The following is a 26,442-nucleotide window of genomic DNA, read 5'->3' as shown; positions in this document are numbered from 1 at the left end:
TGTCCGCAGCATGAGCATGGCGCCGTTGGTTGCCGATCGGCAGGCTTGACCTCCAGCGCGCTCGAAGTTGGAGGGTGGCCGGTATGGATACCGCACCGGCACCGGCACCGGCGGACCCCGCCGACATCAGCGCACTCACCGACGTCGTGGCCGCCGTCGAGCGCGCCCAGAACAGCGAGCGGCCTGACGACTTCATCGCCCTCTTCCGTGCAGATGCCGTCTGGACGACCGGCGGCGGCCGCCTTCTGGTGGGCCGGGACGCCATCGCCGAATTCACACGCGAGGTATTGCCCGGAGCCTTCTCCAACGGGGAGTCGGTCTCCCTCGAGGTGGTCCACACCCTCTTCCTCCGGCCCGACGTGGCCGCGGTGAAACTCCGCCAGCGCTACTCCGCGCCCTACCCGGATCCGGACCTGGAAGGGGAGGGGACGCCCGTCTTCGTGCTGACCAAGGAGGACGGGCGCTGGCTGCTCGCCGCCTGCCAGAACACCGGAGTCGCCGCGGAGTAGGCGGCTGCCTTATCGGCACGGCGCCGTTGCGGACGGGTAGGTACGCGTCATGCTCACCGTGCAGTGGGACGCCTTCTTCGCGGCAGCCGCCCTGATGGCGCTGGCCCCGGGAGCCAACCAGCTGCTGTCGCTGCGGAACGCGCTGCAGCAGGGCTTCCGGGACGCCGTGGTGGCGCTGTCCGGCCGGTTCGCGGCGTTCCTCCTCCTCGTTGCCGCCACTGCGGCGGGGCTGGGGGCGCTGCTGCTGGCGTCCGAGGCCGCGTTCGCCGCGGTGAAGTGGTGCGGGGTGGCCTACCTGCTCTTCCTGGGCGGGCGCATGCTCTGCACCGGCTTCCTTCCCGCAGCGGCGCATGGCGAGGGAACGGAGCCGTCCTCGCCGGGGGCGGGGCGCCAGAGCCGCTGGCAGCTGACCCGCCAGGAATTCCTCGTGGCGATGACCAACCCTAAGGCGATGCTGCTGTTTGCCGCGTTCCTTCCCCAGTTCGCCGACCGCAGCGCCGGTGCGGTGCCCCTCCAGCTCGCGGGACTGGGACTGGCCTACATCGCGGTGGAGGCCGCGGCTGCGCTGGCCTACGCCGCCGCGGGCGGGCGGCTGGGTGCCGCGTCGCTGACGGCGCGGGTGTACCGCACGTCCGACCGCGCCGTGGGGCTCACCATGGTCGGGCTCGCGGGCTGGTTGGCCTTCGAGCGCCGCTGACCGGCCGGCCCGGTGGCGCACGGCTCCCAGGCGGCCCGGTGGTCGCGCTACTCCGGCGTGTAGCGGAGCGACCCGTCGGCGGCCGCCTGCCGCAGCTCCGTCTTGAGGACCTTCCCGCTCGGGTTGCGCGGCAGCTCGGGCAGGACGGCGACGTGCCGGGGCTGCTTGTAGCGGGCCAGCCGGTCGCCGCACCAGGCGCGGAGCGCTTCGGCGTCCGGCGGTTCAGCGCCGCCGGCGGCCACGACGACCGCCAGCGGCGTCTCGCCCCACCGCGGATGCGGCACCCCCACCACCGCCACTTCACCCACTCCGGGATGGCCGGCCAGCGCGTCCTCCACCTCGGCGCAGTAGATGTTCTCCCCGCCGGAGATGATCATGTCCTTCTTGCGGTCGACGACGTAGAGGTAGCCGTCCTCGTCCTCGCGCACCAGGTCGCCGGAGTGGAACCAGCCGCCGCGGAACGCCTCCGCGGTCTCCGCCGGCTTGTTCCAGTAGCCCCGCATCACCATCGGGCTGCGGTACACGATCTCGCCCACCTCGCCGCGCGCAACGTCGTTCATGGCGTCGTCGACGACGCGCAGCTCCACGTTGGCCATCGCCGTGCCCACCGAGCCGATCTTGCGCAGTGCGTCCTCGCCGCGCAGCAGCGTCGTGACGGGGCAGCACTCGGTCTGGCCGAACGCCGTGCTCATCGACGCCTGCGGGAACGTCTCCAGCATGGTGCGCAGCAGCGCCGTGGACGCCGGCGCCGCTCCCCAGCTGATCCGGCTCAGCGCCGAGAGGTCGCGCCCGGCGATGCCGGGCACCGCGCAGATGGCCTGCCACTGGGTGGGCACGAAGAAGCAGCCGGTGACCCGCTCCCGCTCCAGGACGTCGACCGCGGCCGCCGGGTCGAACCGGCCCGACGGCAGCACCACCGTGTGCCCGCCCAGCAGCAGCGTCGGCAGGAAGCCGGAGAGCCCGGCGATGTGGAACAGCGGCGCCGCCGCCAGCCACACCCGGTCGTCGGGCTGCACGCCGAGGTGGACCATGTTGCTGAAGGCGTGCATCAGCAGGTTGTGGTGGGTGAGTACGGCCCCTTTGGGGCGGCCCGTCGTTCCGGAGGTGTACATGATGAACGCGGGGGAGGAGCCGTCCACCTCCGGCGCGTCGACCGGTCCCGGCGCGGCCGCAAGCGCCTTCTCGTAGTCCTCCAGCGCCGCAGCGGGCCCCTCGGCCGCGGCGCCGGGGCCGGCGGCGCCGAAGGCGAGCACCGTGCGCACCGCGGGGGAGGAGGCGGCGGCTTCGGCGACGGTTGCGGCTGCCGTGCCGTCGCAGACGACAGCGGCGGCGCCGCAGTCCTGCAGGTGGTAGGCGATTTCGCCGGAGGTCAGCCGGAAGTTGACCGGTACGCCGATCGCACCGAGCCGCGCGGTCGCGAAGTAGCACTCCAGCACTTCCAGCGCGTTGAGTGCGCAGACGGCCACCCGGTCGCCGGGGCCGACGCCGCGCTCGGCGAGGGCGGCGGCGAGCCGGTCGGTGCGCTCGTCCATGGCGCGGTAGGTGCGGTGCGCGGCGCCGAGGGTGAAAGCGGGTTCGCCGGGGCGGGTGCGGGCGTGCCGGGCGAGCTGGTCGCTCACCGTCATGCCGCGTCCGCGCAGTGAGGGGATCGACGTGTCCATGGCCGGCCTCCGCAGCCTCGGGGACGGGTCCTCCGATCATCGGCGCCGATGCGCCCTGAGCGCTAGACCCGGATTCCCTCGGAGGGCCGATAGTAAATCTACGTCGTAAAGGTAGTGGTGAGATTCCTACTTGCCTCTCAAGACACAAAGGAGCGGCTTCGCCGCACCCGCCACCAACCCCACTGACCGCGGGACTCGTCGGCGCATCTGGTTGGGTGGAGCCCTTGCAGCGCGGCCGACGCGTCCCCACCCCCAGGAGCACCAGCGATGGACTTGCCGTCCGACAATCCCGCCAGAGCGGTCGAGCCGCTCGGCATCGAGCCGGGACAGACCGTCCAGGAGGCCGGAGGAGGCGGCGACGTCGACCACGGGCTGCGCGAAGCGGTCGAGGCCCGCTCCGGTTCCGAACTGGTCGACGCCGATGACGGCTCCATCACCGACGTCGCCCTGCTGTGGTTCCGCCAGGACGACGGCGACCTCGCCGACGCCCTGATCGACGCCATCGTCAGCGTCGGCGGCAGCGGAACCGTCTGGCTCCTGATCCCCGGCGCCGAAGACGAGGGCCACGTCCCGCCCGAAGACGTCGCCGGGGCGGTGCGGGACGCCGGCCTCGTCCAGACCGCGAGCAGCAGCGCCAGCGCGGCATGGTCCGGCTACGGCCTCACCGCCTCACCGGCCTTCCGCTGAGCTGAGGGCAGGCGGGCGGCCCGCCCTGCCGCGATGCGCCCTGACCAGCAGTGCGGGGACGGGCCTGCCTCGGGGGAGGGCGCCGCCGTCCCCGTGACGGGTGGTTCCCCTCCGGCCGGACGGCGCGTCCCGCTGCCTGTGCTGACGAGTGCTGCTCCAGCGGGGCGGTGCTGACCTGCGCATTCCACACCCGGACCGGAGCGCCGCGGACCCATCCGCCCGCCCCGCGCACACCGGGAGCTACCCGCGCCTGCTGCTGCCGCCCGCTCTGCCCGGCGCCTTCCGGCGGTGATCCCTTCCTGTCCGTCCCAGGAGGGGCCACTGCCGAAGGCGCCCGTTTCCGTGCGCGCCGCGGCCGTGTTCGATGATGATGGACCCGGATCCCCCACCCCCTGGAGCATCCCGTGATGGGAACAAGCCATGCCGCGACCGGCCTGCTGGCCGGTGCCGGCGTCGGTACGGCCTTCGGTGCCGAATGGAGCGACACCCTGGTCTGCGCGGCAGTGGGTGCCGGCGCTGCTCTCCTGCCCGACGTGGACGAGCCCGGATCCACGGTGGGGCGCTCGCTCGGGCCCGTGTCGCGGGTGGCCGCCTCGGGCCTGCGCGGCCTGTCGCGGGCGGTCTTCACCCGCACCGCTACGGAAGCGGACCTCGCCGCCGGGCGGGACGGCGGGCACCGCCACCTCACCCACACCCTCCCCGCGGTAGCCGCGTTCGCCCTCCTGGGGTTCCTGGCCGCACTTCCCGGAGCGATCGGTACGGCGCTGGCCGTCGGCGCCATGGCGGCGCTCGGGCTGGGCACGATCGCCCGCTCGATGACGTGGGCGGGCCGCTCGGGCAGCCGCCAGGCGGCTGTGCTCCTGCTCGCCCTGGCCTGCGCACTGGGAGCGGCATTCGCTCCGGGCGGGGCGCCCTGGCTGATCGGCCTCGCCGTTGCGGCCGGCGCGCTGGCCCACATCCTCGGCGACTGGCTGACGAAGTCCGGCGTCCCGCTCGCGTGGCCGCTGCGGGTGCAGGGTGCGCGCTGGCACATGCTCCGCTCACCCCTCCCGTTCGCCACCGGCGACGCCTGGCCGGAACGGGGCATCCGCGTGGTGAGCCTGCTGGGGTTCGGGCTCGCCGGACTGTCGTCGCTGCCGGCGGCGCTCGGTGCGTGACCCGGCCCGGAGCTGGAGGCGGGCCGCCGCGCGCCGGTGGGGCGGAAGGCGCAGCCGGACCGTCGGCGGAACACTCGCGGCGTGCGGTCGCCGGCTACCGCACGGGGCGGCCGGCATGCGGACCCCTCGCATGCGCCTCCTGCCCGGGGGCTGCCGTGCCGCAGCCGCGGTGATCCCGCTCTCCGGCGGCGGGCGGGGCAGTGCTGCCGCCGGGGCAGAGGAGGCGGGCGGCGGGACGGGCGCAGCCGGCTGAACCGGCGCGGGGGCGGATCCGCCTTCCGCCGCCCATGCGGCGGGTGGTGCCGGTCCGGGGCTGGCCGGCGGCGCCGCCGGGAAGCAGCCCCGCGGTCGGCGGAAGGCGGGTCAATCGCAGCTGGCGCGCTCTTCGGCGGAGCCGTTGGGGTCGGCGGTGGAGAGCCCGGCGTAGGCGTCGATCTCGGGCCAGTCGCAGACGTAGCTGCTCCAGCGGTCGGCCCAGATGCCGAACTGGGGCTGGTCGGCGGCGTCGGCGAGCTGGCGCAGGCGCTGGATGTGGAGGTGGTGGTAGACGTTGGTGCGCTCGCCGCCGATCTCCTTGCTGAAGTTGGTGGGGTAGGCGACGAGTTCGGCGTCCTTCCACGGGATCTCCACGGACGTGGCGCCGTCGGCGCTGAGGCGGGCGACGGGCGTCCACTCGCCGCTGCCCAGTCCGGCGCTGCCGGGGTCGTAGGTGCTGCGGGCGATCTCCACGGTCACCTCGGCCGGGTCCTGGGCGGTGAACCGCAGCCGGTTGGGCTCGGGGTGCGAGATGCGGCTGAGGATCGTGTTCAGCTCGATGGAGCCGCCCTTCTCCGGTGCGCCCTCGACGATGTAGTTCTGCCACTTCGTGCCCTCGGTGGCGGTGACCGGGAACGCCCCCTCGCCGGGGACCGCCACGGCGATGTCGCTGAGGGGCGCCGCGGAGCGGATGCGCATGCGCACGTGGCCGCTGAGGCTGTAGCGGCTGTTCGCCAGCTCCTCAACGTCGTAGAGCGGGAGCATGTCGGCCATCGCGGCCGCGCTCTCCCGCAGCAGCCGCTCTGCCCGCGGCGACCCGGTGAGCTCGGCGTAGGCGGCGACCGACGTGAGCGCCGACTGCCACCCGTTCAGGATCCACGACGCCGGCTGCTGCGGGACTTCGGCGATGCCGGGGCCGTAGGGGCCGGTCTGGTAGACGCCGCCGTCCTCCACCGGCACCAGCAGGCTGGCGAAGGAGTCGGCGGCGGCCCGGACGAGCGCGTCGTTGCCCAGGAGGGTTCCGGCGCGGTGCAGTTCGACGGCGTAGTAGGCCTGGGTCAGGCCCGAGTAGTGGCGTTCCGGCTGGCGCTTCACCGCGTGGTCGGGGTCGTCGTAGTAGAAGGCGAGGGAGCCGTCGATCCGGTCCATGCGCGCGACTGCGGCGCGGGCGACCGCGGAGATCGCGTCGCGGATCCGCGGCGCCGGGTCCTTGCGGTACTGGGCGAGGTAGTCGCGCAGGACGTAGACGCCGTACATCGGGTGCGCCCACACGCTTTCGCCGTCGTCGGAGCGGCGCCCGGGGTAGCCGTCGGGCAGGAACGCGATCCGGTAGTACTCCTGCAGTTCCGGCCGCATCTCGGTGAGCGGCGGCAGGGGCGCGACCGACGCGGTGGCGGTCGGCGCGGACCGGGGGTGGGGCTGCGCGGCGGTGCCACTGACGGGCCCGGTGTCGGCGGTGCAGCTCGCCACCAGGGTGGATATCACCAGCAGTGATGTGATTTGCCGCCCTTGCCGTCTCATAAGTACTGAGAGTAGTGATATGCGGTCATGGGGGCGCTGACCTGCGCGGCGTGCCGCGCGATTGCCGCGGGTGCGCCATCGGGCGCCGGTGCTGGGCCGTGCCGTCCTTGGGGCGGCCGGCGGTTTCCCTGCCGGGGCGCGGGGAAAGTTCGCGGGGGACAGCGCCCGCGGGAGCGCGCTCGCCCCGCAGCTGGGGGAGCGGTCGGAGCAGCGGGATCCGCAGTGCGGGCGGATGGATCCGGTCCATTGGGGCCGTTGTGGCGGGATTTTCAATCCATTATCCGGTCCTCCCGCGTTCGATTGGACCGGAAGTCGCCAAATCTGGATCTTCCTGGCGGGCGTGTGCGGTCCGCTGAACGGTAGGCGCAGCACCTGCGCGGCAGTGCCCCGGCGACCGTCCGATGGTGCGGGGCCTGCTGCGGGCCCGGCGGGGCGCCGTCCGGCGCCCGGACGCCCGGGGGAAGGATCCGGACCGACCTGAGGAGGCCGAATGTCTGTGGAGGGAAAGCGCGTCCTGGTGATCGTTTCCAACCAGGGGGTCGAGCAGGACGAACTGGTCAAGCCGGTGGAGGCGCTGGAGGCGGCCGGGGCGCAGGTGACCATCGCCGCGCAGCGTGCGGGCACGGTGCGCAGCCTCGTCCACGACTGGGAGCTGGGCGCCGAGGTGGACGCCGAGGCGGCGCTGGCCGATGTTGCCGCCGGCGACTTCGACGCGGTGGTCGTGCCCGGCGGTACGATCAACGCCGACAATCTGCGCCGTGACACCGATGCGCAGCGCCTGGTCACCGACACCGCCCGCGCCGGGCGGCCGGTGGCGGCCGTGTGCCATGCGCCGTGGCTGATCATCGACGCCGGACTGGCGGCGGGCCGGACGCTGACGTCGTATGGGACGCTGCAGACGGACCTGTCCAACGCCGGCGCGGAGTGGGTGGACCGGGAGGTCGTCGTCGACACGGGCGGCGGGTTCACCCTGATCACCTCGCGCAACCCCGGCGATCTCGACGCGTTCACCGCGGCCATCTCCGACGCCCTGGGAGGCTGACCGCTCCGGCGGCCTGCAGCGCGGGGCGCGGCGCGCGGCGGACGCGGACACGCATGCAAGGAAGGAACAGAGTTGATCTTCATCGTCGTCAAGTACCGGGTGAAGCCGGAGGCCGTGGACCGCTTCCTGGACGAGGTGGCGGACTTCACCGCGGCCACCCGGGCCGAGCCGGGCAACCTGTGGTTCGAGTGGTCGCGCAGCGTTGAGCGCGACGACGAGTTCGTGCTCGTCGAGGCCTTCCAGGACGGCGCCGGCGAGGCGCACGTGAACAGCGACCACTTCGCTGCGGGCCTGGAGAGCATGCGCCCGCTGCTCGCCGAGACGCCGAAGATCGTCAGCCGCCAGGTCGAGGGCGAGGGCTGGGACCGGATGGGCGAGCTGCAGGTCGACTGAGGCCTTCTGCGGTCCGCGCACCCGCGGGGGCCGGGGCGGCGGGCCGCGCTCGCAGCCCCGGCCCCCGCGGGTTTATCTGTCGGCCGGCGGCTCCGCATTCACCGGAGCGTCCGCGGCGCCGGCTGCCGGCAGGCGGTGCCCGCCGGGCCGGCGCGTCCGGGCCGGGACGCCGGCCGCGCAGCGGCGAGGGGTTCCGCACTGCAGCGGTCCGTTGGGCGCGCCGCCCGCGGCGGCCCGCGCATCCTCCGGTCGCGCAGCTGCTGTCTGCCTGCCGGCCCGACTCGTGCGGCCGGCGTGGCCGGTGCGCGGCAGCGCACCGGGCGGCGCGGCTACGCCTCGCAGTGCAGCGGTGCTCCCGTGTAGGCGAGCGTGTCGGCGAAGGCCGCCTCCATGTCCATCGGGGTGCCGGTGGTGTCGGCATAGACCCGGTGCAGGTTGAGGACGATGCGCTCGGCGTCGGGGCGCCCGGCGAACGGCCCGAGGTCGCAGGCGCGGGCGGCTTCGAGGGGTGTGGCGCCGTCGGCGAGGCCGCGGGCGGCGGTGCGGCCGACCAGGGCGTAGTAGGCGTCGAGGTCCTCCAGACAGGCGCGCACCTCGTCGGCGCCGGACAGCGGTGCGCCGTGGCCGGGGATGAGGTGTTCGGCGCCGAAGCCGGCCAGCCATTCCAGCGAGCTCCGCGCGCCGTCGAGCGCACCCATGAAGATCAGCGGGGCGACGCGGTGGAAGACGAGGTCGCCGGCGAACAGCACGCGCTCCTCGGGCAGCCACGCGATGGCGTCGCCGGGGGTGTGCGCGGTCGTCCGGGGGTGGCGGACTTCGACGCGGCGGCCGCCGAGGTGGACGTCGACACCGTCGCCGAAGGTGAGCGTGGGCGGGCGCAGCACCGCGTCGCTCCAGTCGGGCATCGGCTCCCAGATGCGCGGGATGCCGGAGAAGAAGGGGTCGTCCATGATGCCGCTGCGGGCGTTGCGGTGGGCGATCACGGTGGCCGTTTCGGGCAGCAGGTGGTTGCCGTAGGTGTGGTCGCCGTGCTGGTGGGTGTTGAGGGCGGTGCGCACGGGCGCGCCGCCGGTGGCCTTGGCGGCGGCGCGGAGGAAGCGCCCGGTGCGCTCGGAGGAGACGCAGGTGTCGACGACCATGGCCTCGCCGCCGTGGTCGGCGGTGATGAAGCCGGCGTTGTTGACCCACCAGCCCCCTTCGGGCTGGACCCAGGCGTGCACGCCCGGGGCGATCTCCTGCAGGGATGCGTCATTCACGGTCACGTGGGTGCACCTCGGGCGTACTCGGCGGATCGCGGTCGGTCCGTGGGCCACCCTGGCCCATCCGGGCCGGATCCCGCCACCCCTTCGCGCAGATCACTGCGGGGTGGCCGGCTCCGGAAGCGGCCGCGGGCCGGGGTGGCGCTGGGCGCGCTGCGGAGCCGGCCGGGTGCTCACCCGGCGCGCGCCAGCAGGGCGCGGGCGCGGCGCGCGACCGGGGCGTCGACGAAGGTGCCGTCGTCGAGCCGGATCGCCGCGGTGCCGGCGGCTTCGGCGGCACCGAAGGCGCGGTCCACGGCGCGGGCCCAGTCGAGCTCGGCGGCTGCCGGGGCGAAGCGGGATGCGACGGTGCCGACCTGGCGGGGATGGATGGCGAGCTTGCCGCCGAAGCCGAGCCGGCGGGCCTCTTCGGCGGCGGCGTCCAGGCCGCCGGCGTCGTCCAGGTCGAGGTGCGGGCCGTCCAGCGGTGGTGCGGTGCCCGCCGCGGCGCAGCCCAGCACTAGCAGCGAGCGGGCGGTGTGGAAGGCGCCGGGGGAGGCGGTGTCGGCTCCCAGCTGGAGCGCCAGGTCGGCGGGGCCGAAGGCGAGGGTGAGGACGCGGTCGGCGGCCGCGGCGATCGCGCGGGCCTCCAGGACTGCGCCCGCGGTCTCCACCATCGGCACCAGGGGGACGGCTCGCGGGAGGCGGGGCGCGTGCGGGCTGCGTTCGGCTGCGGTGAGCGCCTGGTCGGCGGCTGCGGCGTCGGCGGCGTCGCGCGCCATCGGCGCGAGCAGGAACGCGACCCGGTCGAGCAGCGGGGTGAGCGCGGCGATGTCGGCGGCGAAGTCGGGGGTGTGCGCGGCGTTGGCGCGCACACCGACGGGGACCGCGGGTTCGGCGGGCAGCAGGGCGGACAGGCCGGCGCGGGCCCGGTCGCGCTCGGCGGGCGCGACGGCGTCCTCGAGGTCGACGATGACGGCGTCGGCTCCGCTGGCCAGTGCCTTGGGGAGCAGTTCGGGCCGGGTGGCCGGAATGAACAGGGGACAGGTCGGGGGCATGGGCTCCTCCGCGTGCGGGGTGGGTGCGGGGCGCGGCGGTCAGCGGCTGCGGCGCTTGGCGTCTCGGGAGACGAGCTGGCGGGCGATGACGTCGCGCTGGATCTCGTTGGTGCCCTCGCCGACGATCATCAGCGGGGCGTCGCGGAAGTAGCGTTCGACGTCGAACTCGGTGGAGTAGCCGTAGCCGCCGTGCACGCGGACGGCGTCCAGCGCGGTCTGCATCGCGGCTTCGGAGGCGAACAGTTTGGCCATGCCGGCCTCCATGTCGGCGCGTTCACCGGTGTCGTAGACCTCGGCGGCGCGGTGGGTGAGCTGGCGGGCGGCCTCCATGCGGGTGGCCATGTCGGCGAGCAGGCCGCCGACGGCCTGGTGCTTCCAGATGGGCTTGCCGAAGCTCTCGCGCTGCTGGGCGTAGCCGAGGGCGTCTTCGAGTGCGGCGCGGCCGACGCCGAGTGCGCGGGAGGCGACCTGGATGCGGCCGATCTCCAGGCCGCGCATCATCTGCGCGAAACCGCGGCCCTCGGCGCCGCCGAGCAGGGAGTCGGCGGGCGCGGCGAAGGCGTCGAAGGAGAGCTCGCAGGACTCCACGCCCTTGTAGCCGAGCTTGGGCAGGTCCCGGGAGACGGTGAAGCCGGGGCCGGGCTCGACGAGCAGGATGCTGATGCCCTTGTGGGCGGGGACGGCGTCGGGGTCGGTCTTGCACAGCAGCGCGATCAGGCCGGAGCGGCGGGCGTTGGAGATCCAGGTCTTGGTGCCGTCGACGGTGTAGCCGCCGCCGTCGGCGGGGCGGGCGGTGGTGCGCATGGCCTGCAGGTCGGAGCCGCCGCCGGGTTCGGTGAGCGCCATGGTGGCGCGCAGCTCGCCGGTGGCCATGCGCGGCAGGTAGCGCTGCTTCTGCTCCTCTGTGCCGTAGGAGAGCAGCAGCTTGGCGACGACGGTGTGGCCGCCCATGGCGCCGGCCAGGCTCATCCAGCCGCGGGCGAGCTCCTCGGTGACCTGGGCGTAGCACACGGCGGAGACGGCGGCGTCGCCGTAGGGCTCGGGGATGGCCAGCCCGTAGATGCCCATCTCCTTCATGGCGTCGATGAGCTGCTCGGGGTAGGTGTTGCTGTGCTCCAGCCCGGGGGCGGCGGGGCGGACTTCGCGGTCGACCCACTGGGCGACGGTGTCGACGATGAGCTGCTCTTCTTCGGGCAGGCGCGGCATGGCGGTCGGTCTCCTTAGCGTTTCGGGCGGTGCTGCGGCCGGCGCAGCTGGGGGCGGTGGCGCCGCCGGGCCCCGGGGCCCGGCGGCGGGATGGGTGAGGGTGCGGTCAGCGGTGGTGGCCGGCGGGCTCGGGCGCGGGCAGGTGCTCGGCGGCGAAACGCTCGGCGTCCTCCCAGGTGAGGGAGGACAGTTCTGCGGCGAGCGCGGGAGCGCAGTCGGTGATTTTGGCGGCCATCTCCTCCTCGGACGGCGGGCGGCCCGGTGCGCCGGGCGGAAGGCTGAGGGAGGCGGTGCGCACCCCGCCGCCGCGGAGGGCCGCTTCGACCACGACGCCGCCGGCCAGCAGGCCGCCTTCGCCGGAGTCGGCCTCGGCCTCGGTGCGCACGGCGGTGGTGAGTCGGCGCGCCTCGGGGCGCTGCACAGCGGCGTCGGTGAAGGACGCGAAGCCCGGCCGGCCGTCCAGCAGCGCGGCGGCCACGGCGTACTCGAGGCTGAACTTGCCCTCCAGGCCGGTGGCGGGGGAGTGGTGGATCAGCGGCTGCAGGGTGCAGGCCGGGGTGCGCACGGTCACCGACTCCACCTCGCCGGCGCGCAGTCCGAGGTCGAGCACCGCGCTGATCGGCCGCTGCATCGCGTAGCAGCAGGGGTACATCTTGATCGCCAGCCCGCCCGGGACGGCGCCGGCCCCGGCGGGAGCACCGTGCGGGGTGCGGCACAGCTCGGCCAGCACGGCGGGGTCTCCGCCGGCGAGGGCGAGCCACTGGTCGACGGCGCCGGGGTCGGCGGTGGCGCCGTCGGCGGCCAGCGCTGCGGCCCGGAGTCCGGCGTCGGCGGCGAAGCCGACCTGGAGCGCCTTGCCGGAGGTGCCGAACGCGCGCTGCACGCCGCCGGCTCCGGGCACGGCCAGGGCGAGGGCCCGCTCGATGCCGTCGGCGTCCAGCCTGGCCTTGACTGCGGCGGCCGCGGCGGCGCCGAGCGCTCCGGCGGCGCACGTGGCGTGCCAGCCGGCGGAGTAGTGCTCCCAGCCCAGCGCGGAGCCGATACGCGCCATCGCGGCCGCGCCGGCCAGGTAGGCGCGCTCGGCCCGCTCGGCGGGGCCGGGGGCGGCGATGGCCGCCGGGACGCACACCACGCTGATGTGGGTGGTGGAGGCCATGTGCAGGTCGTCGAAGTCGAGTACGTGCCCGGCGGCGGCGAGCCGGCCGGCCGGGCCCAGGTGGCGGGTCAGGGGGAGCAGGGCGTCGCCTTCGGCGGCGGCCGCGGAGGCGGCGGTGTCGCGCAGGGCCCTCACCGCCAGTGCCCGGTCGGCTGCGGAGTCGAACGGGTCGGCGGCCAGTAGGCGGGCGAGGTCGGCAGTGGCGCTCATCAGCGGTCGCCTCCGGTCTGGTAGTCGGCGCGGGCGGTGGCGGAGGGGTCGGCGGCCGCGCTGTGCGCGCGCAGGTCGGCGCCGGTGCCGTCGGGCTCGCCGGTGACCGTGACGGGCGCGCCGAGGAAGGCGGGGCGGCGCAGCCGGAAGCTGTAGCGGTGCACCTGCGCGCCGCTGCGGCGCAGCGGCTCCAGCATGGCGAGGGCCAGCAGCGGGCCGTGCACGACCAGGCCGGGGTAGCCCTCCTCGCCGGTGGCGTAGGGGTGGTCGTAGTGGATGCGGTGCGCGTTGTAGGTGAGCGCGCTGAACCGGAACAGCAGCGCAGCGGTGGGGTTCAGGGTCAGCGACAGCGGCGCCCCGGCGGGGTCGGGCGGGTCGCCGGCGGGCGCGGTGCGTGCGGGCGGCAGCACGTGGCGGCGGTAGACGATGTCCTGCTGCTCGACCATGCGGGTGCGGCCCTGCACGGTGTAGGTGTGCTCCTCGGTGACGAAGAGGAGTTCGCCGCTGCGGCCCTGCTTGGGCTGTACGGCGGCCACCCGGGAGGTGCGCACGGCGCGCTCGCCGGCGCGCAGCGGCCCGGTGATGTCGAGGCGGCCGCCGGCGAACATGCGGTGCCGGCCGGGGATGGGCGGCAGGAACGCGCCGTCGGCGCGGTGCCCGTCGGGCCCCAGCTCGGATTCGGCGGGCCGGTCGAGGAAGTAGGCCCAGTGCCACAGCGGCGGCAGCGGGTCCCCGTCGGCGCGCACCGGCGAAGGCTGGTCGAGGACTCCGGCGAGCGCGCGCGCCGGCCCGGGGGCCACCACCTCCTCCCGCGCCGCCGGCTCCGGCTCCCAGCCGGACACGTACTCGGCGATCGGCGTCTCGTCCACCGCTGTACTCCCTTCCTTCGTCGGTTCCTGCAGTCGTTGTGCGGCGGCGGCCGGCCGGGTCACAGCCCGAACACCCAGGTGCCCAGGGTCAGCACGGCGATCGGGACCAGGGCGATGCCGACCAGGTTGAGCCAGAGCCCGCCGCGGATCATCTGCCCGATGGTGATGTAGCCGGTGGAGATCGCGATGGCGTTGGGCGGTGTGGCCACCGGCAGCATGAAGGCGAACCCGGCGGCGAAGACGGTGGTGAGCACCAGCAGCAGCGGGTCCATCCCCAGCCCGACGGCGATGCCGCCGAACACCGGCACGTAGGTGGTCACGGTGGCGGTGGTGGAGGTCAGCTCGGTCAGGAAGAGCATCAGCACGGCGACCACGATGACCACGACGACGGCGGACACGCCCTGCAGGACGGTGACGCGATCGCCGATCCAGGCGCTGAGGCCGGTCTGGGTGATCATCGCCGACATGCTCAGCCCGCCGCCGAACATCAGCAGGATGCCCCAGGGCAGCTCCTTGGCGTCCTCCCACTGCATCAGCATCTGCCCGCGCGAGGGGCGCACCGGGATGAGGAAGCAGGCGAGCGCGGCGAGGATGGCGATGCCGGCCTCGCTGAACCGGGACAGCCACGGCACCGCGGCCGCCACGGCGGGGGTGCCGGCCAGCAGCGGGATCGCGATCCAGCTCACCGCGGTGGTGACGAAGACGGCGGCGATGATGCGCTCGCCGCGGCCCATCCGGCCCAGGGCGCTGTGCTGGGAGCGGATGAGCTCCTCGCCGCCGGGGATGGCGGCGATGCGCGGCGGGAACACGACGCGGGTGAGCAGGAACCAGGCGATGGCGAGGAACACCAGCGCCAGCGGCGTGCCGACGGCCATCCACTGCGCGAAGGAGATGTGCACGTCGTGCGCCTCGGCCATGTAGGCGACGACGAAGGCGTTGCTGGGCGTGGCCACCATCGTGGAGGTGGTGCTGATGGTGGCGGCGAAGGCGATGCCCAGCAGCAGGCAGGTGGAGAAGTTGCGGTCGACTTCTGCGCCGTCCTTGCGCAGCAGCGCCACCACGGACATGCCCATGGGGAGCATCATCATGGTCGTGGCGGTGGAGCTCACCCACATGGAGATGAAGCAGGTGGCGATCATGAATCCGGCGATGATGCGCCGGGGCTTGGTGCCGACCATCAGGACGGTGCGCAGGGCGATGCGCCGGTGCAGCTCCCATTTCTGCATCGCCAGCGCCATGACGAAACCGCCCAGGAACAGGAAGACGGTCTCGGAGGCGTAGGGCGCGGCGGCCTCGCCGATCTCGGCGACGCCGAACAGCGGGAACAGCGCGAGCGGCAGCAGCGCGGTGGCGGCGAAGGGGATGGCCTCGGTCATCCACCACACGGCCATGAGCACGGTCACGCCGGCCACTGCGCAGGCGTCGAAGGCCAGCCCGTCGGCGCCGGCGAGCAGGGCGAGGAACACGGCGCCGCCCAGCAGCGGCCCGAGAGCCAGGCCGATGGCCTGGCGGCGCGGCATGCGGGAGGGCGGTGCCGCGTCCGCAGGGGCGGGGGCGGCGGAGTCGGGTGGTTCAGCGGATGCGGTGTCGGTGGGGTGCATCGGGGGGTCCTCGTGGCTGGAGGGGACAGGGACGGATGGGGGATGGTGCGCCCGGGCCGGGGCGCGGCGGAGGCGGGCACCGCGCGGTCCTGGTGGGCGGAACCGCGGCCGCGGTGGCGGGGGTCAGTCGGGGCGCGGCGCGATCTGCAGCAGGGGCTGCGCCATGGGGGCGTAGAAGTCGCCGCCCTTGTCGTCGATCATCAGGAAGGCGGGGAAGTCCTCCACCCGGATGCGCCAGACGGCTTCCATGCCGAGGTCGGCGTGGTCGATCACCTCGACTGCGCGGATGTGCTCGGCGGCCAGCCGGGCGGCCGGTCCGCCCACCGATCCCAGGTGGAAGCCGCCGTTGCGGCGGCAGGACTCCACCACTGCGGCCGAGCGGTTGCCCTTGGCCAGGGTCACCAGCGAACCGCCGGCGGCCTGCAGGCCGGCGACGTAGCGGTCCATCCGCCCGGCGGTGGTCGGGCCGAACGATCCGGAGGCCATCCCGTCGGGGGTCTTGGCCGGGCCGGCGTAGTAGACCGGGTGGTCGCGCAGGTAGTCCGGGAGCGGCCGGCCCTGCTCCAGGTCGGCGGCGAAGCGGGCGTGGGCGATGTCGCGCGCCACGACCAGTGTGCCGCTCAGCGACAGCCGGGCACCCACCGGTACCGCCGACAGTGCGGCGCGGACCTGCTGCATCGGCTGGTCCAGGTCGATGCGGACCGCCTCGCCGGGCTCTCCGGGGTCCTCCTCGGGCAGGAAGCGCGCCGGATCGGCCTCCAGGCGCTCCAGGAAGACGCCCTCGGGGGTGATCACCGCTTCGGCCTGCCGGTCGGCCGAGCAGGAGACGGCGATGGCGACGGGCAGCGACCCGCCGTGCCGGGGCAGCCGCACCACCCGGACGTCATGGCAGAAGTAGCGGCCGCCGAACTGGGCGCCGTAGCCGATAGCGCGGGTCAGTTCGAGGACGCGCTGCTCGAAGGCGCGGTCGCGGAACCCGTGCCCCTGCGCCGAGCCCTGCTCGGGCAGCCCGTCGAGGTGGCGGGCCGAGGCGAGCTTGGCGGTGCGCAGCGCGGCTTCGGCGCTGGTGCCGCCGATCACCACCGCCAGGTGGTACGGCGGGCAGGCCGAGGTGCCCAGTTCGCGCAGGCGCGCCTCCAGGAAGGCGATCATCCGCTCGGGTTCCAGGAGCGCCTTGGTCTCCTGGAACAGGAAGGTCTTGTTGGCGCTGCCGCCGCCCTTGGCGAGGTAGAGCAGCCGGTACTCCAGGTCGCTGCCGGGCGCCAGTTCGATATCGACTTGGGCGGGCAGGTTGGTGCCGGTGTTGGCCTCCCGCCACAGCGTCAGCGGCGCCATCTGGGAGTTGCGCAGGTTGAGCCGCCGGTAGGCCGTGTAGACGCCTTCGCTGATGCGCCGGTGGTCGTCGCCGTCGGTGAGCACCGCGGCGGTGCGCGCTCCGGCGACGATCGCGGTTCCGGTGTCCTGGCACATCGGCAGCACGCCGCCCGCGGCCACGCAGGCGTTGCGCAGCAGGTCGGAGGCGACGAACCGGTCGTTGGCCGAGGCTTCGGGGTCGTCCAGGATGGCGCGCAGTGAGGCCAGGTGGGCGGGGCGCAGCAGGTGGGCCAGGTCGCCCATCGCGGTGTCGGTGAGCTCGGTGAGGACTTCGGGCTCCACCCGCAGCAGGTCGCGGCCTGCCGCGCGGGCCGCAGAGACGCCGTCGGTGGCGAGGGTGCGGTAGTCGGTGGAGTCGGGGCCCAGGGGGAGGAGCTCGGTGTAGGCGCCGCTGAAGTCCGGTGCGGCGCTCATGCTGCGCCCCCTGCGGTGCCCTCGGTGGTGCCCAGGCCGAGTTCGGCGAGGATTGCGCCGGTGTGCTCGCCGACGGCGGGGACCGGCCGCAGCGGGGGCTCGGCGCCGTCGGGCAGCGCCGGCGGGAGGAGGGTGCGCAGCGGCCCGGCGGGGGAGCCGACCTCGCGCCAGCGGTCCCGGGCGGCCAGCTGCGGGTGGCCGGCGAAGCCCGCCATGTCGCGCAGCCGGGCGTTGGCGATGCCGGCCGCCTCCAGCAGCTCTTCGGCGCGGGCCGCATCGATGCCGCTGAAGGCGTCCTCGATGGCGCCGCGCACCCGCTCGCCGGCCGCGACGCGCTGGTCGTTGGCTGCCAGCGCCGGGGCCGCGGCGAGATCGGGCCGGTGCAGCACCTTTTCGCAGAGCGAGCGCCACTCGCGGTCGTTCTGCACGGCGAGGAAGACCTCCTCCCCGGAGCCGGTGCGGAACGGTCCGTAGGGGGCGATGGCGGCGTGCCGGGCGCCGGTGCGGCGCGGCGGGGTGCCGCCGTAGGCCGCATAGAAGTAGGGGAAGCCCATCCACTCGCCGAGCGCCTCCAGCATGGACACCTCCACGTGGGCGCCCTCGCCGGTGCGGCCGCGCTGCAGCAGCGCCGCGAGCACGCCGGAGTAGGCGTACATGCCGGCGGCGATGTCGGCCACCGAGATCCCGGCCTTGGCGGGGTCGTCCTCGGTGCCGGTGACCGACAGCAGGCCCGCCTCGCACTGCACCAGCAGGTCGTAGGCCTTCTTGTCGCGGTAGGGGCCCTCCGGGCCGTAGCCGGAGATGCTGCAGGTGACCAGGCGCGGGTTGCGGGCGCGCAGTTCGGCGTGGCCCAGTCCGGCCCGGTCGGCGGCGCCGGGGCCGAGGTTCTGCACGAACACGTCGGCGGTCTCCAGCAGGCGGGCCAGCGCCTCGGCGCCGGCCGGGTCCTTCAGGTCCAGGGCCAGGCTCTCCTTGCTGCGGTTGAGCCAGACGAAGTGGCTGGACAGCCCGTTGACCGTGGTGTCGTAGCCGCGCGCGAAGTCGCCGCTGCCGGGCCGCTCGACCTTGATGACGCGGGCGCCCAGGTCGGCGAGCTGGCGGGTGGCGAAGGGGGCGGCGACGGCCTGCTCGACCGCGACGACGGTGATTCCGTCCAGTGCGCCCATCAGGGCTCCTCCTTGGGGTGGGGCGGGGGACCGGCCCGCGCGGGGGAGCGCGGGCAGCGGCAGCGGGTGGCCCGGCGCACCCGGGGGTGTGACGCGCCGCACCGCTGCATCGTCGCAAGAGTAATTTATAAAGTGCAAATTATGAAGGGCAAAAAGCAACGATGCGCTAGCCTGCTGGGCATGCCGATCGATCGCGTCGAGGCGCCTACGAAGTCCGAGGTCGCTTACGCGGCCCTGCGCGACGCCATCCGCTCCGGTGAGCTCGCCCCCGGCGAGCGGCTGCTGCTGCAGGACTTGGCGGGCCGCCTGGGGATGAGCCTCACGCCGGTGCGCGATGCGCTGCGCATGCTCGCCGCCCACGGCCTCATCGAGCACCGCGCCAACCACGGTGCGGTGGTCGCCGAGTTCACCCCGGAGCGCGCCGAGGAGGTCTACCGGCTGCGCACCGTCCTAGAGCCGATGGCGGCCGAGCTGGCCGCCCAGCGCGCCGCCCCGGCCGAGCTGGCGGCCATGGAGGCGGCTCTGGCGGAGGTGGACCGCGCGGTGGCCGACGGCCGGGAGAACGACATCACCGACCTCAACGCCCGCTTCCACCACGCCGTGTACTCCGCCGCGGGATCGCCCTACCTGCAGGAGTTCATCGACCGGCTGTGGAACGGCGTCCCCTACCAGGCCATCAGCCTCGCCGGCCGCGCCCGCGCCTCCTCCCGCCAGCACCGCGCCATCATGGACGCCCTGCAGGCCGGCGACGCCCCCGCCGCCGCCGAGGCGATGCGCGCCCATATCGCCGAGGCCGCCGAGCACACCCTGCGCCAGCTCACCGACCGCTCCGCCGTCCCCGACGCCTGACCCCCGCACCCGCCGCCCCGCTCGGCTGCGGCCGCTGCCAGGGCGCTTCCCGCTGCGCCGCCTCCCGTGGTTTCGGCGCTGCCGGCCGCGCCCCGCCAGGCCAGCCGGGGCGCTATTGGGAGAACGCGTTCCTCCTCCCCCCCCCCTGGGCGCAGAGAGCGCCTGCGCCGCGGCCGGGCCACCGCACCGGGGCTGCCCGCGGCGCCGCCGGGAAACCCTCACTGCACGGGGTTGCACCGGATGGGGCCGGACGGCTCCGTGTCCACCGCCGTGTGGCGCCGGGTAGCGCGCCGGGGAGGGCCCGCTGCCCTGGGGCGTGTCGGATGGACACCTGTCCTGCTGCGCGGCGCCCCCGCAGGCCCCTCGCGGCGTTCTCCTCTCCTCGGCAGGAAAACCCCCGCCCTGACTCCCTCGTCGGCCCTGCGACGGGTGCACCGCCGACACCGCTCGCGGTGAACGCCACCCACCACACACGCCCTAGTCCGTTCCCGTCCTCCCGGGCGGTGGGTGAACCGGGAACTGCCCGGCGGTACGGTCCCGTCCTGGACCCTGGCCGGCGACGGCGCGGCAGGACACGGTGGCAGAGCGGATCCCCGGCGGGGGCACGCTGGCGCACGCACCAGCGCGGCGCAGCGCTGACCGTCCGGGCGCGTCCTCCGGCAGCGCGCGGCGCGGCCCGAAGGGCACCCCCTCCGCCGGCGCGGCACAGCAGGTGACCTGGGAATCAGACGGGTTTGCGGCAGATCATCCTTGACCGGGCAGGTCCCGGACGCGGGCGGCCCGGGTGAGACCCGACACGGCACCGGCGGGGAAGGGGCCCGGCGAAGCCGGCGTTGCCGGGTGCAGCCGATCACACCGACCGGAAGGCCCCCGTGCGCACCCCGTCCCCCACGCCCGCGCTGGCCGCCCTCGCCCTGGGCGGCTTCGGCATCGGCACCGCCGAGTTCACTGCGATGGGCCTGCTGCCCGACGTCGCCCGGGACTTCGGCGCCAGCATCCCCGCCACCGGAGCCACCATCTCCGGCTACGCGCTCGGCGTGGTCATCGGCGCCCCGCTGCTGGCCGCCGCAGGGGCGCGCGTCGAGCGGCGCCGCCTGCTCATCGCACTGATGGCGCTGTTCACGCTGGGCGGCCTCGCCTCGGCGGCCGCACCGACCCTGGAGGCGCTCGTCGCCGCGCGCTTCGCCACCGGCCTGCCGCACGGCACGTTCTTCGGCGTCGGCTCCGTCGTCGCGGCCGGGCTGGTCCCGCCGGCCCGCCGCGCCCAGGCGGTGGCGCTGGTCATGGCGGGGCTGGCGGCGGCCAACGTCGTCGGCGTCCCGCTGGCCACCTGGCTCGGCCAGCACCTCGGCTGGCGGGCCGCCCAGCTGGCGACCGCCGCCATCGGGGTGCTCGCCGCCGCCGCGGTCGCCCGGTGGGTGCCCGAGCGCCGCGCCGAGCCGGGCGCCTCGGTCCGCTCCGAACTGGGCGCGCTGCGCCGCCTGCAGGTGTGGCTGTCGCTCGCGGTGGGCGCGGTCGGCTTCGGCGGCATGTTCGCCGCCTACAGCTACATCGCCCCGACGATGACCGAGGTGACCGGCCTGCCGGAGGCAGGGGTGGCGCCGGTGCTGGGCGTGTACGGCGTCGGCATGGTGCTGGGCACCCTGGCCGGCGGGCGCGCCGCCGACCGCGCCCTGATGCCGACCCTCTACGGTGCGCTGGCGGCCATCGGCTGCACCCTGCTGCTGTTCTCGGCCGCGGCCCCCTACCCGGTGCCCGCGATCGCCGCCGTCTTCCTGCTCGGCTTCTGCGGCAGCGCCCTCATCCCGTCGCTGCAGATGCGCCTGATGAACGTCTCCGCCGACGCCCCGTCGCTGGCGGCCGCGCTCAACCACTCCGCCCTCAACTTCGCCAACGCCGCCGGCGCAGCGCTGGGCGGAGTCGTCATCGCCGCGGGCTACGGCTACACCGCCCCGGCCGTGCTCGGCGCTGGCCTGGCCGCGCTGGGCCTGGCCATCGCCGTCACCGCCGGGGCCCTGTCCCGGCGAGCGCCCGTCCCCGCCGCATGACGTGCCACGGAACCCCGGCACCGGCGCAGCAGGGGCGGGCCGGAACGCAGCGGCCCGTGCAGGCCGGCGGCGGGCAGCGGGAACCGCGCGAATGCGGATGATCGGAAGCGATCAGCCCCTCGCCGGGGGCGTCTTCCCGGTGGTCCCGTCTCAGCCGGCGACCTCGGCGACGAGGTCGGGGGAGTCGTTGCGGGGGGAGCCGACGGCGCGGCCGACGCGGCGGGGGACCAGCTCGGGCTCGGGGAGGGAGTCGATCAGGGAGCGCACGTCGGCGGGGTCGGTGGCGGACGGGTCGAGCCACTCGGCGACGCGGTCCATCGGCAGGACTAGGGGGGCGCGGTCGTGGATGTGGCCCAGCGAGTCCGACGCCGGGCGGGTGAGCACCGTGCAGGTGCGGACCCAGCGGTCCGGGTCGCCGCGGGGGAGGTCGGGGTCGGGCCACAGTTCGTACAGGCCGGCCAGCGCCAGCACGCCGTCGCCGCCCGGGTGCAGGTAGTAGGGCACTTTGCCGCCGGCGGTGCTCTCCCACTCGTAGTAGCCGTCGGCGGGCAGGACGCAGCGGCGGCGGGCGGCGGCGGACCGGAACGAGGGCTTCTCGGTGACGCTCTCGGAGCGGGCGTTGATGAGCCGCGCCGCCATCCGCCGGTCCTTGGCCCAGGGCGGCAGCAGGCCCCAGCGGGCATCGCGCAGGACCCGCACGCGGTCGTCCGCGCCCGCGCCGCTGCCGGCTGCACCGGCGCGGAGCTCCTCGACGACGATGCGCACCGGCTGGGTGGGCGCGACGTTGTAGGACGGGCCGGATCCGTGGTCGGCGCTCTCCTGCACGTCGAAGAGGAGCTGCAGCTCGTGGTCGTTCCGGGCGCTGACATAGCGGCCGCACATGGTGGTCCCCCCGGTTGCTCGGCCGGAATCGGGTGCCGATCCGCACCGCCGGGCCATGATCGCACCCGGGACCGACGCCGGCGGGGCGGCGCCGCGCGCCGCCCCGCCGATCCGTTCCGCCGCCCGCAGGCGGGCGGCGCCGGACGGTCCATCGCGGGTCCCCTCCCACGCAGGGCGCGCACCCGGGGCCGCCCCGGCTACGGGTGCGCGCCCCCGTATGGTGGCGCCTCCCGTCCGATCCCGCCAACGTTGCATTGACGTTGCAACACCCGGTGCGCGGCAGCGAAAACCCCTTGCGCGCCCCGCCGGTTTCAGCCAGATTGGCGGCCATGTTCCTCCGTGCCTTCGCAGCGACGCCCGCAGCAGCGGGCGCTGCGGAGCGTGCGCGCCGCAGCGGCGAGCGAGTCCGGCCGTTCCCCGGACGCACAGCGGGATGACCCTCGGGGAGCGGTAGCGCAGTCCTACGGGTCTCCTGTCCGTGCAGCACCCCGAGAGGAACAGCTATGACGCCCCGGCAGGGCGCCGCCGCGCCCCCCAAGCCGCACCTCAACATCGGCACCATCGGCCACGTCGACCACGGCAAGACCACGCTCACCGCCGCCATCACCCGCGTGCTGGCCGAGCAGGGGATCGCCGCGGCCGTGCCCACCGGCCGGATCGACCGCACGCCCGAGGAGGCCGCGCGGGGTATCACGATCACCGTCGGCCACGTCGAGTACGAGACGGCCACCCGGCACTACGCCCACGTCGACATGCCCGGCCACGCCGACTACGTGAAGAACATGATCACCGGCGCGGCCCAGGTCGACGGCGCGCTGCTGGTGGTCTCGGCGGTGGACGGGATCATGCCGCAGACCGCCGAGCACCTCGTGCTGGCCCGCCGGCTCGGCGTGCGCCACGTGGTGGTGGCCGTGAACAAGGCCGACGCGGCAGCCCCCGAGCTGGTCGAGCTCGTCGAGCTGGAGGTGCGCGAGCTGCTCGCCCGCTCCGGTTTCGACGGCGCGGCCGCTCCGGTGGTCCCGGTCTCCGCGCTGCGCGCCCTGGAGGGTGACACGCGGTGGAGCGGGGCGCTGCTGGAGCTGCTGGCAGCGGTCGACGCGCACGTCCCGGTGCCCGAGCGCGACGTCGACGGCCCGTTCCTGCTGCCGGTGGAGAGCGTGCTGACGATCTCCGGCCGCGGAACCGTCGTCACCGGCGTGGTGGAGCGCGGCACCGTCGCGACCGGTTCCAGCGTGGAGCCGGTCGGTGCGGGAGAGCGGTTCCGTGCGGTGGTCACCTCGGTGGAGACCTTCGGCCGCCCGCTCGGCGCCGCCCGGGCCGGCGACAACGCCGCGCTGCTGCTGCGCGGGGTGGCGCGGGACCGCGTCCGGCGCGGCGACGTGCTCGCGGCGCCGGGGAGCACGGCGGCGCACCGGCGGTTCCGGGCGCGGCTGCGGCTGCTGCCCGGGGACGAGGGCGGCCGCCGCACCCCGGTGCGCAGCGGCTACCGGCCGCAGTTCCACCTGCGCACCACCGACGTGAGCGGCGCGATCGACCTCGGCGGGGCGGACCCGGCCCAGCCGGGGGAGACCGTCGAGGCGGAGGTGGAGCTGGGCCGGGCAGTGGCGCTGGAGCGGGGGCTGGGCTTCGCGGTGCGCGAGGGCGGCCGCACGGTCGGCGCGGGCACGGTGCTCGCGCTGCTCGACGCCCCGCAGTGAGTACCCCGTAGCGGCGCGGCGGGCGGCGGGACGGTGTGTCCTGCCGCCCGCCTCCTGTGTCCTGCCGCTGCCGTCCCTTCCTGATCGCTCCGAACTTCGTCGCAGGTCGCAGCGTCGTAGCGGGTAAGAGGGATCACTACACGGGGGGATTGGCAATGAGCGCGAAGGCACACCTGCGTGCGGGCTCCGCGGCGACGGCGGCACTGGCCGCCGGGGTTGCACTCGGAGCATGGGCGGCCGCGCCCGCGGCGGCCGACTCGGCCGGCGGAGCCGGCGAGCAGGGCGTCCGCGGCTGTCTGTCCGGCGACTTCAAGCCGGTCTACGAGGGGCGGGATGCTGCGGCGGGCACCGACTACATCCGGGTGACACTGGTGCGGATCCAGGGCGGTGAGGGCTCGGACGAGACCTGCACCGTCACGCCGCCGGCGTCGATGCACTGGGTGGACGAGCTCGGCGGAGAGCAGGTGGGGGATTGGGCCGAGGCGGACCCGGACCAGCCGGGGGCGTTCGACGTGGAGCCGGGCGGCACCGCGGAGGTCGTGGTGGCGCAGCCGCACCCGGGCAACTACCCGGAGGAGGAGTGCAAGGCCCAGGACGTGGCGGGCTTCCAGCTCTATCTGGACCAGGGCAGCAGCGACGACGGGGTGTACGCCTCGACCGGCGGCGAGGACACCATGTGCACCGTCTCCGGCGCCGCGGTGCCGACGCTGTCCGTCAAGCCGGCCGCGTAGCTGCGGCCCCGGGCGCACTCGGCCGGGGCCGCAGACGGTCCTGGGCGGGGCATAGGGGAGGGGAGCGCGGCAAGGACGGCCGCAGTAGCGGGGGCGGGGGCCGGCGCGGATGGCGCCGGCCCCCGCTTATGCGCTCGCTCTGGGGGCGCGGCCAAGGCGACGGGGCGGCGCCACGGCCGCTCATAGCTTAAAAATCTACATCGTAAAGGACGTGGTGAGGAGCACTCCTCACTAACCCCTTCACTAACCCAAAAGGAGCGGCTACGCCGCCCTCATTGCCAAGGGGGCGCCGTCTCGGGCATTTCCAGCAGACCGGGGCGAAGCGTCACCGTCCGTAGTCGCTGTGCCGGATGGGGCGCACCTTCCGCTGCCCTGGCCCGCGAGCGCGGCCCTCCGGCGGTCGGCGGCGGCTCGGACTCCGGCGCGTGCGGTGCGCTGCGCTCAGAGTGTCCGGGGTTATCCGGAGGGAGGCCGCACCTCCGGAACGCGGCGGGGCGCGAACCGGTGTAGATTCCCGCCATGGCGAGTGCGGATGAACGCGTGGAGATCTACACCGACGGTGCGTGCAAGGGAAACCCCGGGCCGGGGGGCTGGGGCGTGCTGCTGTCGTGGGGCGGGCACGACAAGGAGCTCTACGGCGGGGAGTCGGAGACCACCAACAACCGCATGGAGCTGATGGCCGCGATCGTGGCGCTGGAGAGCATCACCCGCCCGGCCCCGGTCCGGCTGCACACCGACAGCACCTACGTCCGCAACGGCATCACCGGCTGGATCCACGGCTGGAAGCGCAACGGCTGGCGCACCTCCACCAAGAAGCCGGTCAAGAACGCCGACCTGTGGCGCCGGCTCGACGCCGCGGCTGCGCGCCTGGACGTCGACTGGCAGTGGGTGAAGGGCCACGCCGGCGACCCGGGAAACGAGCGCGCCGACCTGCTCGCCTGCAAGGGCCGGGACGAAGCGGCGACCGGCTGAGCTTCCGAGCCAGTGCAGGGTCCGCGTACCGGACGGGCCCCGTCAGCGCCGCAGCCGGGCCGCGGTGGCCAGGACGGTATCCGCGGGTAGCCTTCGTGCGCGGCACGTCGCCGTTTTCAATGTCTGAGTGAGGTGTATGGATGACGGTCCGGGCAGTGGCTGCCGGCTTCGGTCGGCGGTTTTCGGCAGGTGCAGTGATCGGATCGAACCTTAAGGACGTCTCCCGTGGATCTTCCACGCATCTTCACCATCTACGAAGGTAGCCATCGCATTCACAACCCGCTGACGCCGGGGAAGTTCGCGCAGTTGGGTGCGGCGCTGCGGTTGCCGCCGGGCACCAGTGTCCTCGATCTGGCCAGCGGGTCGGGCGAGATGCTGTGTACGTGGGCGCGCGACTTCGGGTTCGCCGGGACCGGGGTGGATATCAGCTCGGTGTTCACCACCCAGGCGCGGGAGCGGGCGGCCGAGCTGGGTGTCGCTGACCGGGTGGACTTCGTGCACGGCGATGCTGCGGGGTTCCGCGCTGCGGAGCCGGTGGATCTGGCTGCGTGTGTGGGGGCGACGTGGATCGGCGGCGGTGTGGCCGGGACGGTCGCGCTGCTGCAGGAGAGTCTGCGTCCGGGCGGCATGATGCTGGTCGGTGAGCCGTTCTGGCGCGGTGAGGTGCCTGATCAGGCGACGGCTGAGTTGTGCCAGGCGACGGGGCCGGACGATTTCCTGGTGCTGCCGGATCTGGTGGCGCAGTTCGGCGGTCTGGGCTACGACGTTGTGGAGATGGTGCTGGCTGATCAGGACAGCTGGGATCGGTATCAGGCGGCGCAGTGGTTGAATATGCGCCGCTGGCTGGATGGGAACCCTGATGATGAGCTGGCCGCTGAGGTGCGGGCTGAGCTCCGGGAGGGGCCGGTGCGCTATACGCGGTTCCAGCGGGAGCTGCTGGGCTGGGGTGTGTTTGTGCTGATGCAGCGCTGATCCGGCTGGTTTCGGGGCGCTGAAGGGGCGGGTCCGGGCTTTTCTGCCCGGGCCCGCTTTTCTGTGTGCGGATGGGG

General features: G+C 74.5%; 23 protein-coding genes. 12 read left to right on the top strand and 11 right to left on the bottom strand.

Annotated features, from left to right (window positions below):
• The first annotated feature begins 83 nt into the window (after window positions 1-83).
• Window positions 84-509: an SgcJ/EcaC family oxidoreductase gene (locus ACYVGT_RS05265; protein WP_460855263.1), complete on the top strand. Its 426-nt coding sequence runs from the start codon at window positions 84-86 to the stop codon at window positions 507-509.
• A gap of 49 nt (window positions 510-558) precedes the next feature.
• Window positions 559-1,206 (top strand): LysE family translocator, encoded by a 648-nt coding sequence (locus ACYVGT_RS05260; protein WP_460855262.1) that lies wholly within the window; start codon window positions 559-561, stop codon window positions 1,204-1,206.
• A 47-nt stretch (window positions 1,207-1,253) separates the two neighbouring features.
• On the opposite strand, the gene ACYVGT_RS05255 is transcribed toward ACYVGT_RS05260, so the two are convergent.
• Window positions 1,254-2,867, bottom strand: coding sequence for a long-chain-fatty-acid--CoA ligase (locus tag ACYVGT_RS05255; protein WP_460855261.1), 1,614 nt, complete (start codon window positions 2,865-2,867; stop codon window positions 1,254-1,256).
• 267 nt (window positions 2,868-3,134) lie between these two features.
• Here ACYVGT_RS05255 and ACYVGT_RS05250 point away from each other — a divergent pair, with 267 nt between their 5' ends.
• On the top strand, window positions 3,135-3,554 hold the full coding sequence (locus tag ACYVGT_RS05250; RefSeq protein ID WP_460855260.1) for a DUF3052 family protein: 420 nt from the start codon (window positions 3,135-3,137) through the stop codon (window positions 3,552-3,554).
• Between the two features lie 407 nt (window positions 3,555-3,961).
• Complete coding sequence (locus tag ACYVGT_RS05245; protein ID WP_460855259.1) at window positions 3,962-4,711, top strand: metal-dependent hydrolase; 750 nt, start codon at window positions 3,962-3,964, stop codon at window positions 4,709-4,711.
• 363 nt (window positions 4,712-5,074) lie between these two features.
• Here ACYVGT_RS05245 and ACYVGT_RS05240 read toward each other — a convergent pair whose 3' ends face one another.
• The gene (locus tag ACYVGT_RS05240; protein ID WP_460855258.1) at window positions 5,075-6,451 is read right to left on the bottom strand and encodes a D-glucuronyl C5-epimerase family protein; all 1,377 of its coding nucleotides are present in this window, start codon (window positions 6,449-6,451) and stop codon (window positions 5,075-5,077) included.
• 526 nt (window positions 6,452-6,977) lie between these two features.
• Between ACYVGT_RS05240 and ACYVGT_RS05235 the strand changes: the two genes are divergently transcribed.
• Together ACYVGT_RS05235 and ACYVGT_RS05230 are read left to right on the top strand one after the other, a co-directional pair.
• On the top strand, window positions 6,978-7,529 hold the full coding sequence (locus ACYVGT_RS05235; protein WP_460855257.1) for a DJ-1/PfpI/YhbO family deglycase/protease: 552 nt from the start codon (window positions 6,978-6,980) through the stop codon (window positions 7,527-7,529).
• A 72-nt stretch (window positions 7,530-7,601) separates the two neighbouring features.
• Window positions 7,602-7,922, top strand: a complete 321-nt coding sequence (locus ACYVGT_RS05230; protein WP_460855256.1) for a putative quinol monooxygenase — start codon at window positions 7,602-7,604, stop codon at window positions 7,920-7,922.
• A 329-nt stretch (window positions 7,923-8,251) separates the two neighbouring features.
• Here the strand turns inward: ACYVGT_RS05230 and ACYVGT_RS05225 are convergent, their stop codons facing one another.
• From ACYVGT_RS05225 to ACYVGT_RS05190, 8 genes are all read right to left on the bottom strand, one after another.
• Window positions 8,252-9,184, bottom strand: a complete 933-nt coding sequence (locus tag ACYVGT_RS05225) for an MBL fold metallo-hydrolase (protein ID WP_460855255.1) — start codon at window positions 9,182-9,184, stop codon at window positions 8,252-8,254.
• Window positions 9,185-9,354: 170 nt separating this feature from the next.
• Window positions 9,355-10,218, bottom strand: coding sequence for an HpcH/HpaI aldolase/citrate lyase family protein (locus ACYVGT_RS05220; RefSeq protein ID WP_460855254.1), 864 nt, complete (start codon window positions 10,216-10,218; stop codon window positions 9,355-9,357).
• Window positions 10,219-10,257: 39 nt separating this feature from the next.
• Window positions 10,258-11,424 (bottom strand): acyl-CoA dehydrogenase family protein, encoded by a 1,167-nt coding sequence (locus tag ACYVGT_RS05215; protein ID WP_460855253.1) that lies wholly within the window; start codon window positions 11,422-11,424, stop codon window positions 10,258-10,260.
• 106 nt (window positions 11,425-11,530) lie between these two features.
• Window positions 11,531-12,790 (bottom strand): MmgE/PrpD family protein, encoded by a 1,260-nt coding sequence (locus ACYVGT_RS05210; protein ID WP_460855252.1) that lies wholly within the window; start codon window positions 12,788-12,790, stop codon window positions 11,531-11,533.
• A complete protein-coding gene (locus ACYVGT_RS05205) occupies window positions 12,790-13,659 on the bottom strand; it encodes an HTD2 family dehydratase (protein ID WP_460855251.1) in 870 nt (289 codons plus the stop codon). Before ACYVGT_RS05205 ends, ACYVGT_RS05210 begins: the two co-directional genes overlap by 1 nt.
• Window positions 13,660-13,718: 59 nt before the next feature.
• The gene (locus tag ACYVGT_RS05200) at window positions 13,719-15,260 is read right to left on the bottom strand and encodes an SLC13 family permease (protein ID WP_460855250.1); all 1,542 of its coding nucleotides are present in this window, start codon (window positions 15,258-15,260) and stop codon (window positions 13,719-13,721) included.
• A gap of 123 nt (window positions 15,261-15,383) precedes the next feature.
• The gene (locus ACYVGT_RS05195) at window positions 15,384-17,048 is read right to left on the bottom strand and encodes a FumA C-terminus/TtdB family hydratase beta subunit (protein WP_460855249.1); all 1,665 of its coding nucleotides are present in this window, start codon (window positions 17,046-17,048) and stop codon (window positions 15,384-15,386) included.
• Entirely contained in the window at window positions 17,045-18,214 is a 1,170-nt protein-coding gene (locus ACYVGT_RS05190; RefSeq protein WP_460855248.1) for a CaiB/BaiF CoA transferase family protein, read from the bottom strand. The genes ACYVGT_RS05195 and ACYVGT_RS05190 overlap by 4 nt, the downstream gene beginning before the upstream one ends.
• Before the next feature lie 180 nt (window positions 18,215-18,394).
• Here ACYVGT_RS05190 and ACYVGT_RS05185 point away from each other — a divergent pair, with 180 nt between their 5' ends.
• Together ACYVGT_RS05185 and ACYVGT_RS05180 are read left to right on the top strand one after the other, a co-directional pair.
• A complete protein-coding gene (locus ACYVGT_RS05185; protein ID WP_460855247.1) occupies window positions 18,395-19,063 on the top strand; it encodes a GntR family transcriptional regulator in 669 nt (222 codons plus the stop codon).
• Window positions 19,064-19,935: 872 nt separating this feature from the next.
• On the top strand, window positions 19,936-21,111 hold the full coding sequence (locus ACYVGT_RS05180; protein WP_460855246.1) for an MFS transporter: 1,176 nt from the start codon (window positions 19,936-19,938) through the stop codon (window positions 21,109-21,111).
• A 150-nt stretch (window positions 21,112-21,261) separates the two neighbouring features.
• Here the strand turns inward: ACYVGT_RS05180 and ACYVGT_RS05175 are convergent, their stop codons facing one another.
• A complete protein-coding gene (locus ACYVGT_RS05175; RefSeq protein WP_460855245.1) occupies window positions 21,262-21,993 on the bottom strand; it encodes an SOS response-associated peptidase in 732 nt (243 codons plus the stop codon).
• Window positions 21,994-22,496: 503 nt separating this feature from the next.
• On the opposite strand from ACYVGT_RS05175, the gene ACYVGT_RS05170 reads away from it, so the two are divergent.
• The 4 genes from ACYVGT_RS05170 to ACYVGT_RS05155 all read left to right on the top strand — a co-directional run bounded on the left by ACYVGT_RS05170 (window position 22,497) and on the right by ACYVGT_RS05155 (window position 26,365).
• Entirely contained in the window at window positions 22,497-23,690 is a 1,194-nt protein-coding gene (locus ACYVGT_RS05170) for an elongation factor Tu (RefSeq protein ID WP_460855244.1), read from the top strand.
• Between the two features lie 155 nt (window positions 23,691-23,845).
• Window positions 23,846-24,421, top strand: a complete 576-nt coding sequence (locus tag ACYVGT_RS05165) for a DUF4232 domain-containing protein (protein ID WP_460855243.1) — start codon at window positions 23,846-23,848, stop codon at window positions 24,419-24,421.
• Window positions 24,422-24,940: 519 nt separating this feature from the next.
• Complete coding sequence (gene rnhA, locus ACYVGT_RS05160) at window positions 24,941-25,393, top strand: ribonuclease HI (protein WP_460855242.1); 453 nt, start codon at window positions 24,941-24,943, stop codon at window positions 25,391-25,393.
• A gap of 225 nt (window positions 25,394-25,618) precedes the next feature.
• Entirely contained in the window at window positions 25,619-26,365 is a 747-nt protein-coding gene (locus tag ACYVGT_RS05155; RefSeq protein WP_460855241.1) for an SAM-dependent methyltransferase, read from the top strand.
• Window positions 26,366-26,442: the final 77 nt, after the last annotated feature.

It is taken from the genome of Nocardiopsis coralliicola, from assembly GCF_054779695.1.
The sequence above is the reverse complement of the archived record's forward strand: the minus strand, read 5'-3'. Positions and strand labels throughout refer to the sequence as shown.

Coding starts and splice junctions, on each gene's coding strand:
- ACYVGT_RS05265 (WP_460855263.1), top strand. CDS start 84: ATGGATACCGCACCGGCACCGGCACCGGCGGACCCCGCCGACATCAGC.
- ACYVGT_RS05260 (WP_460855262.1), top strand. CDS start 559: ATGCTCACCGTGCAGTGGGACGCCTTCTTCGCGGCAGCCGCCCTGATG.
- ACYVGT_RS05255 (WP_460855261.1), bottom strand. CDS start 2,867: ATGGACACGTCGATCCCCTCACTGCGCGGACGCGGCATGACGGTGAGC.
- ACYVGT_RS05250 (WP_460855260.1), top strand. CDS start 3,135: ATGGACTTGCCGTCCGACAATCCCGCCAGAGCGGTCGAGCCGCTCGGC.
- ACYVGT_RS05245 (WP_460855259.1), top strand. CDS start 3,962: ATGGGAACAAGCCATGCCGCGACCGGCCTGCTGGCCGGTGCCGGCGTC.
- ACYVGT_RS05235 (WP_460855257.1), top strand. CDS start 6,978: ATGTCTGTGGAGGGAAAGCGCGTCCTGGTGATCGTTTCCAACCAGGGG.
- ACYVGT_RS05220 (WP_460855254.1), bottom strand. CDS start 10,218: ATGCCCCCGACCTGTCCCCTGTTCATTCCGGCCACCCGGCCCGAACTG.
- ACYVGT_RS05215 (WP_460855253.1), bottom strand. CDS start 11,424: ATGCCGCGCCTGCCCGAAGAAGAGCAGCTCATCGTCGACACCGTCGCC.
- ACYVGT_RS05210 (WP_460855252.1), bottom strand. CDS start 12,790: ATGAGCGCCACTGCCGACCTCGCCCGCCTACTGGCCGCCGACCCGTTC.
- ACYVGT_RS05200 (WP_460855250.1), bottom strand. CDS start 15,260: ATGCACCCCACCGACACCGCATCCGCTGAACCACCCGACTCCGCCGCC.
- ACYVGT_RS05195 (WP_460855249.1), bottom strand. CDS start 17,048: ATGAGCGCCGCACCGGACTTCAGCGGCGCCTACACCGAGCTCCTCCCC.
- ACYVGT_RS05190 (WP_460855248.1), bottom strand. CDS start 18,214: ATGGGCGCACTGGACGGAATCACCGTCGTCGCGGTCGAGCAGGCCGTC.
- ACYVGT_RS05185 (WP_460855247.1), top strand. CDS start 18,395: ATGCCGATCGATCGCGTCGAGGCGCCTACGAAGTCCGAGGTCGCTTAC.
- ACYVGT_RS05175 (WP_460855245.1), bottom strand. CDS start 21,993: ATGTGCGGCCGCTATGTCAGCGCCCGGAACGACCACGAGCTGCAGCTC.
- ACYVGT_RS05170 (WP_460855244.1), top strand. CDS start 22,497: ATGACGCCCCGGCAGGGCGCCGCCGCGCCCCCCAAGCCGCACCTCAAC.
- ACYVGT_RS05165 (WP_460855243.1), top strand. CDS start 23,846: ATGAGCGCGAAGGCACACCTGCGTGCGGGCTCCGCGGCGACGGCGGCA.
- rnhA (WP_460855242.1), top strand. CDS start 24,941: ATGGCGAGTGCGGATGAACGCGTGGAGATCTACACCGACGGTGCGTGC.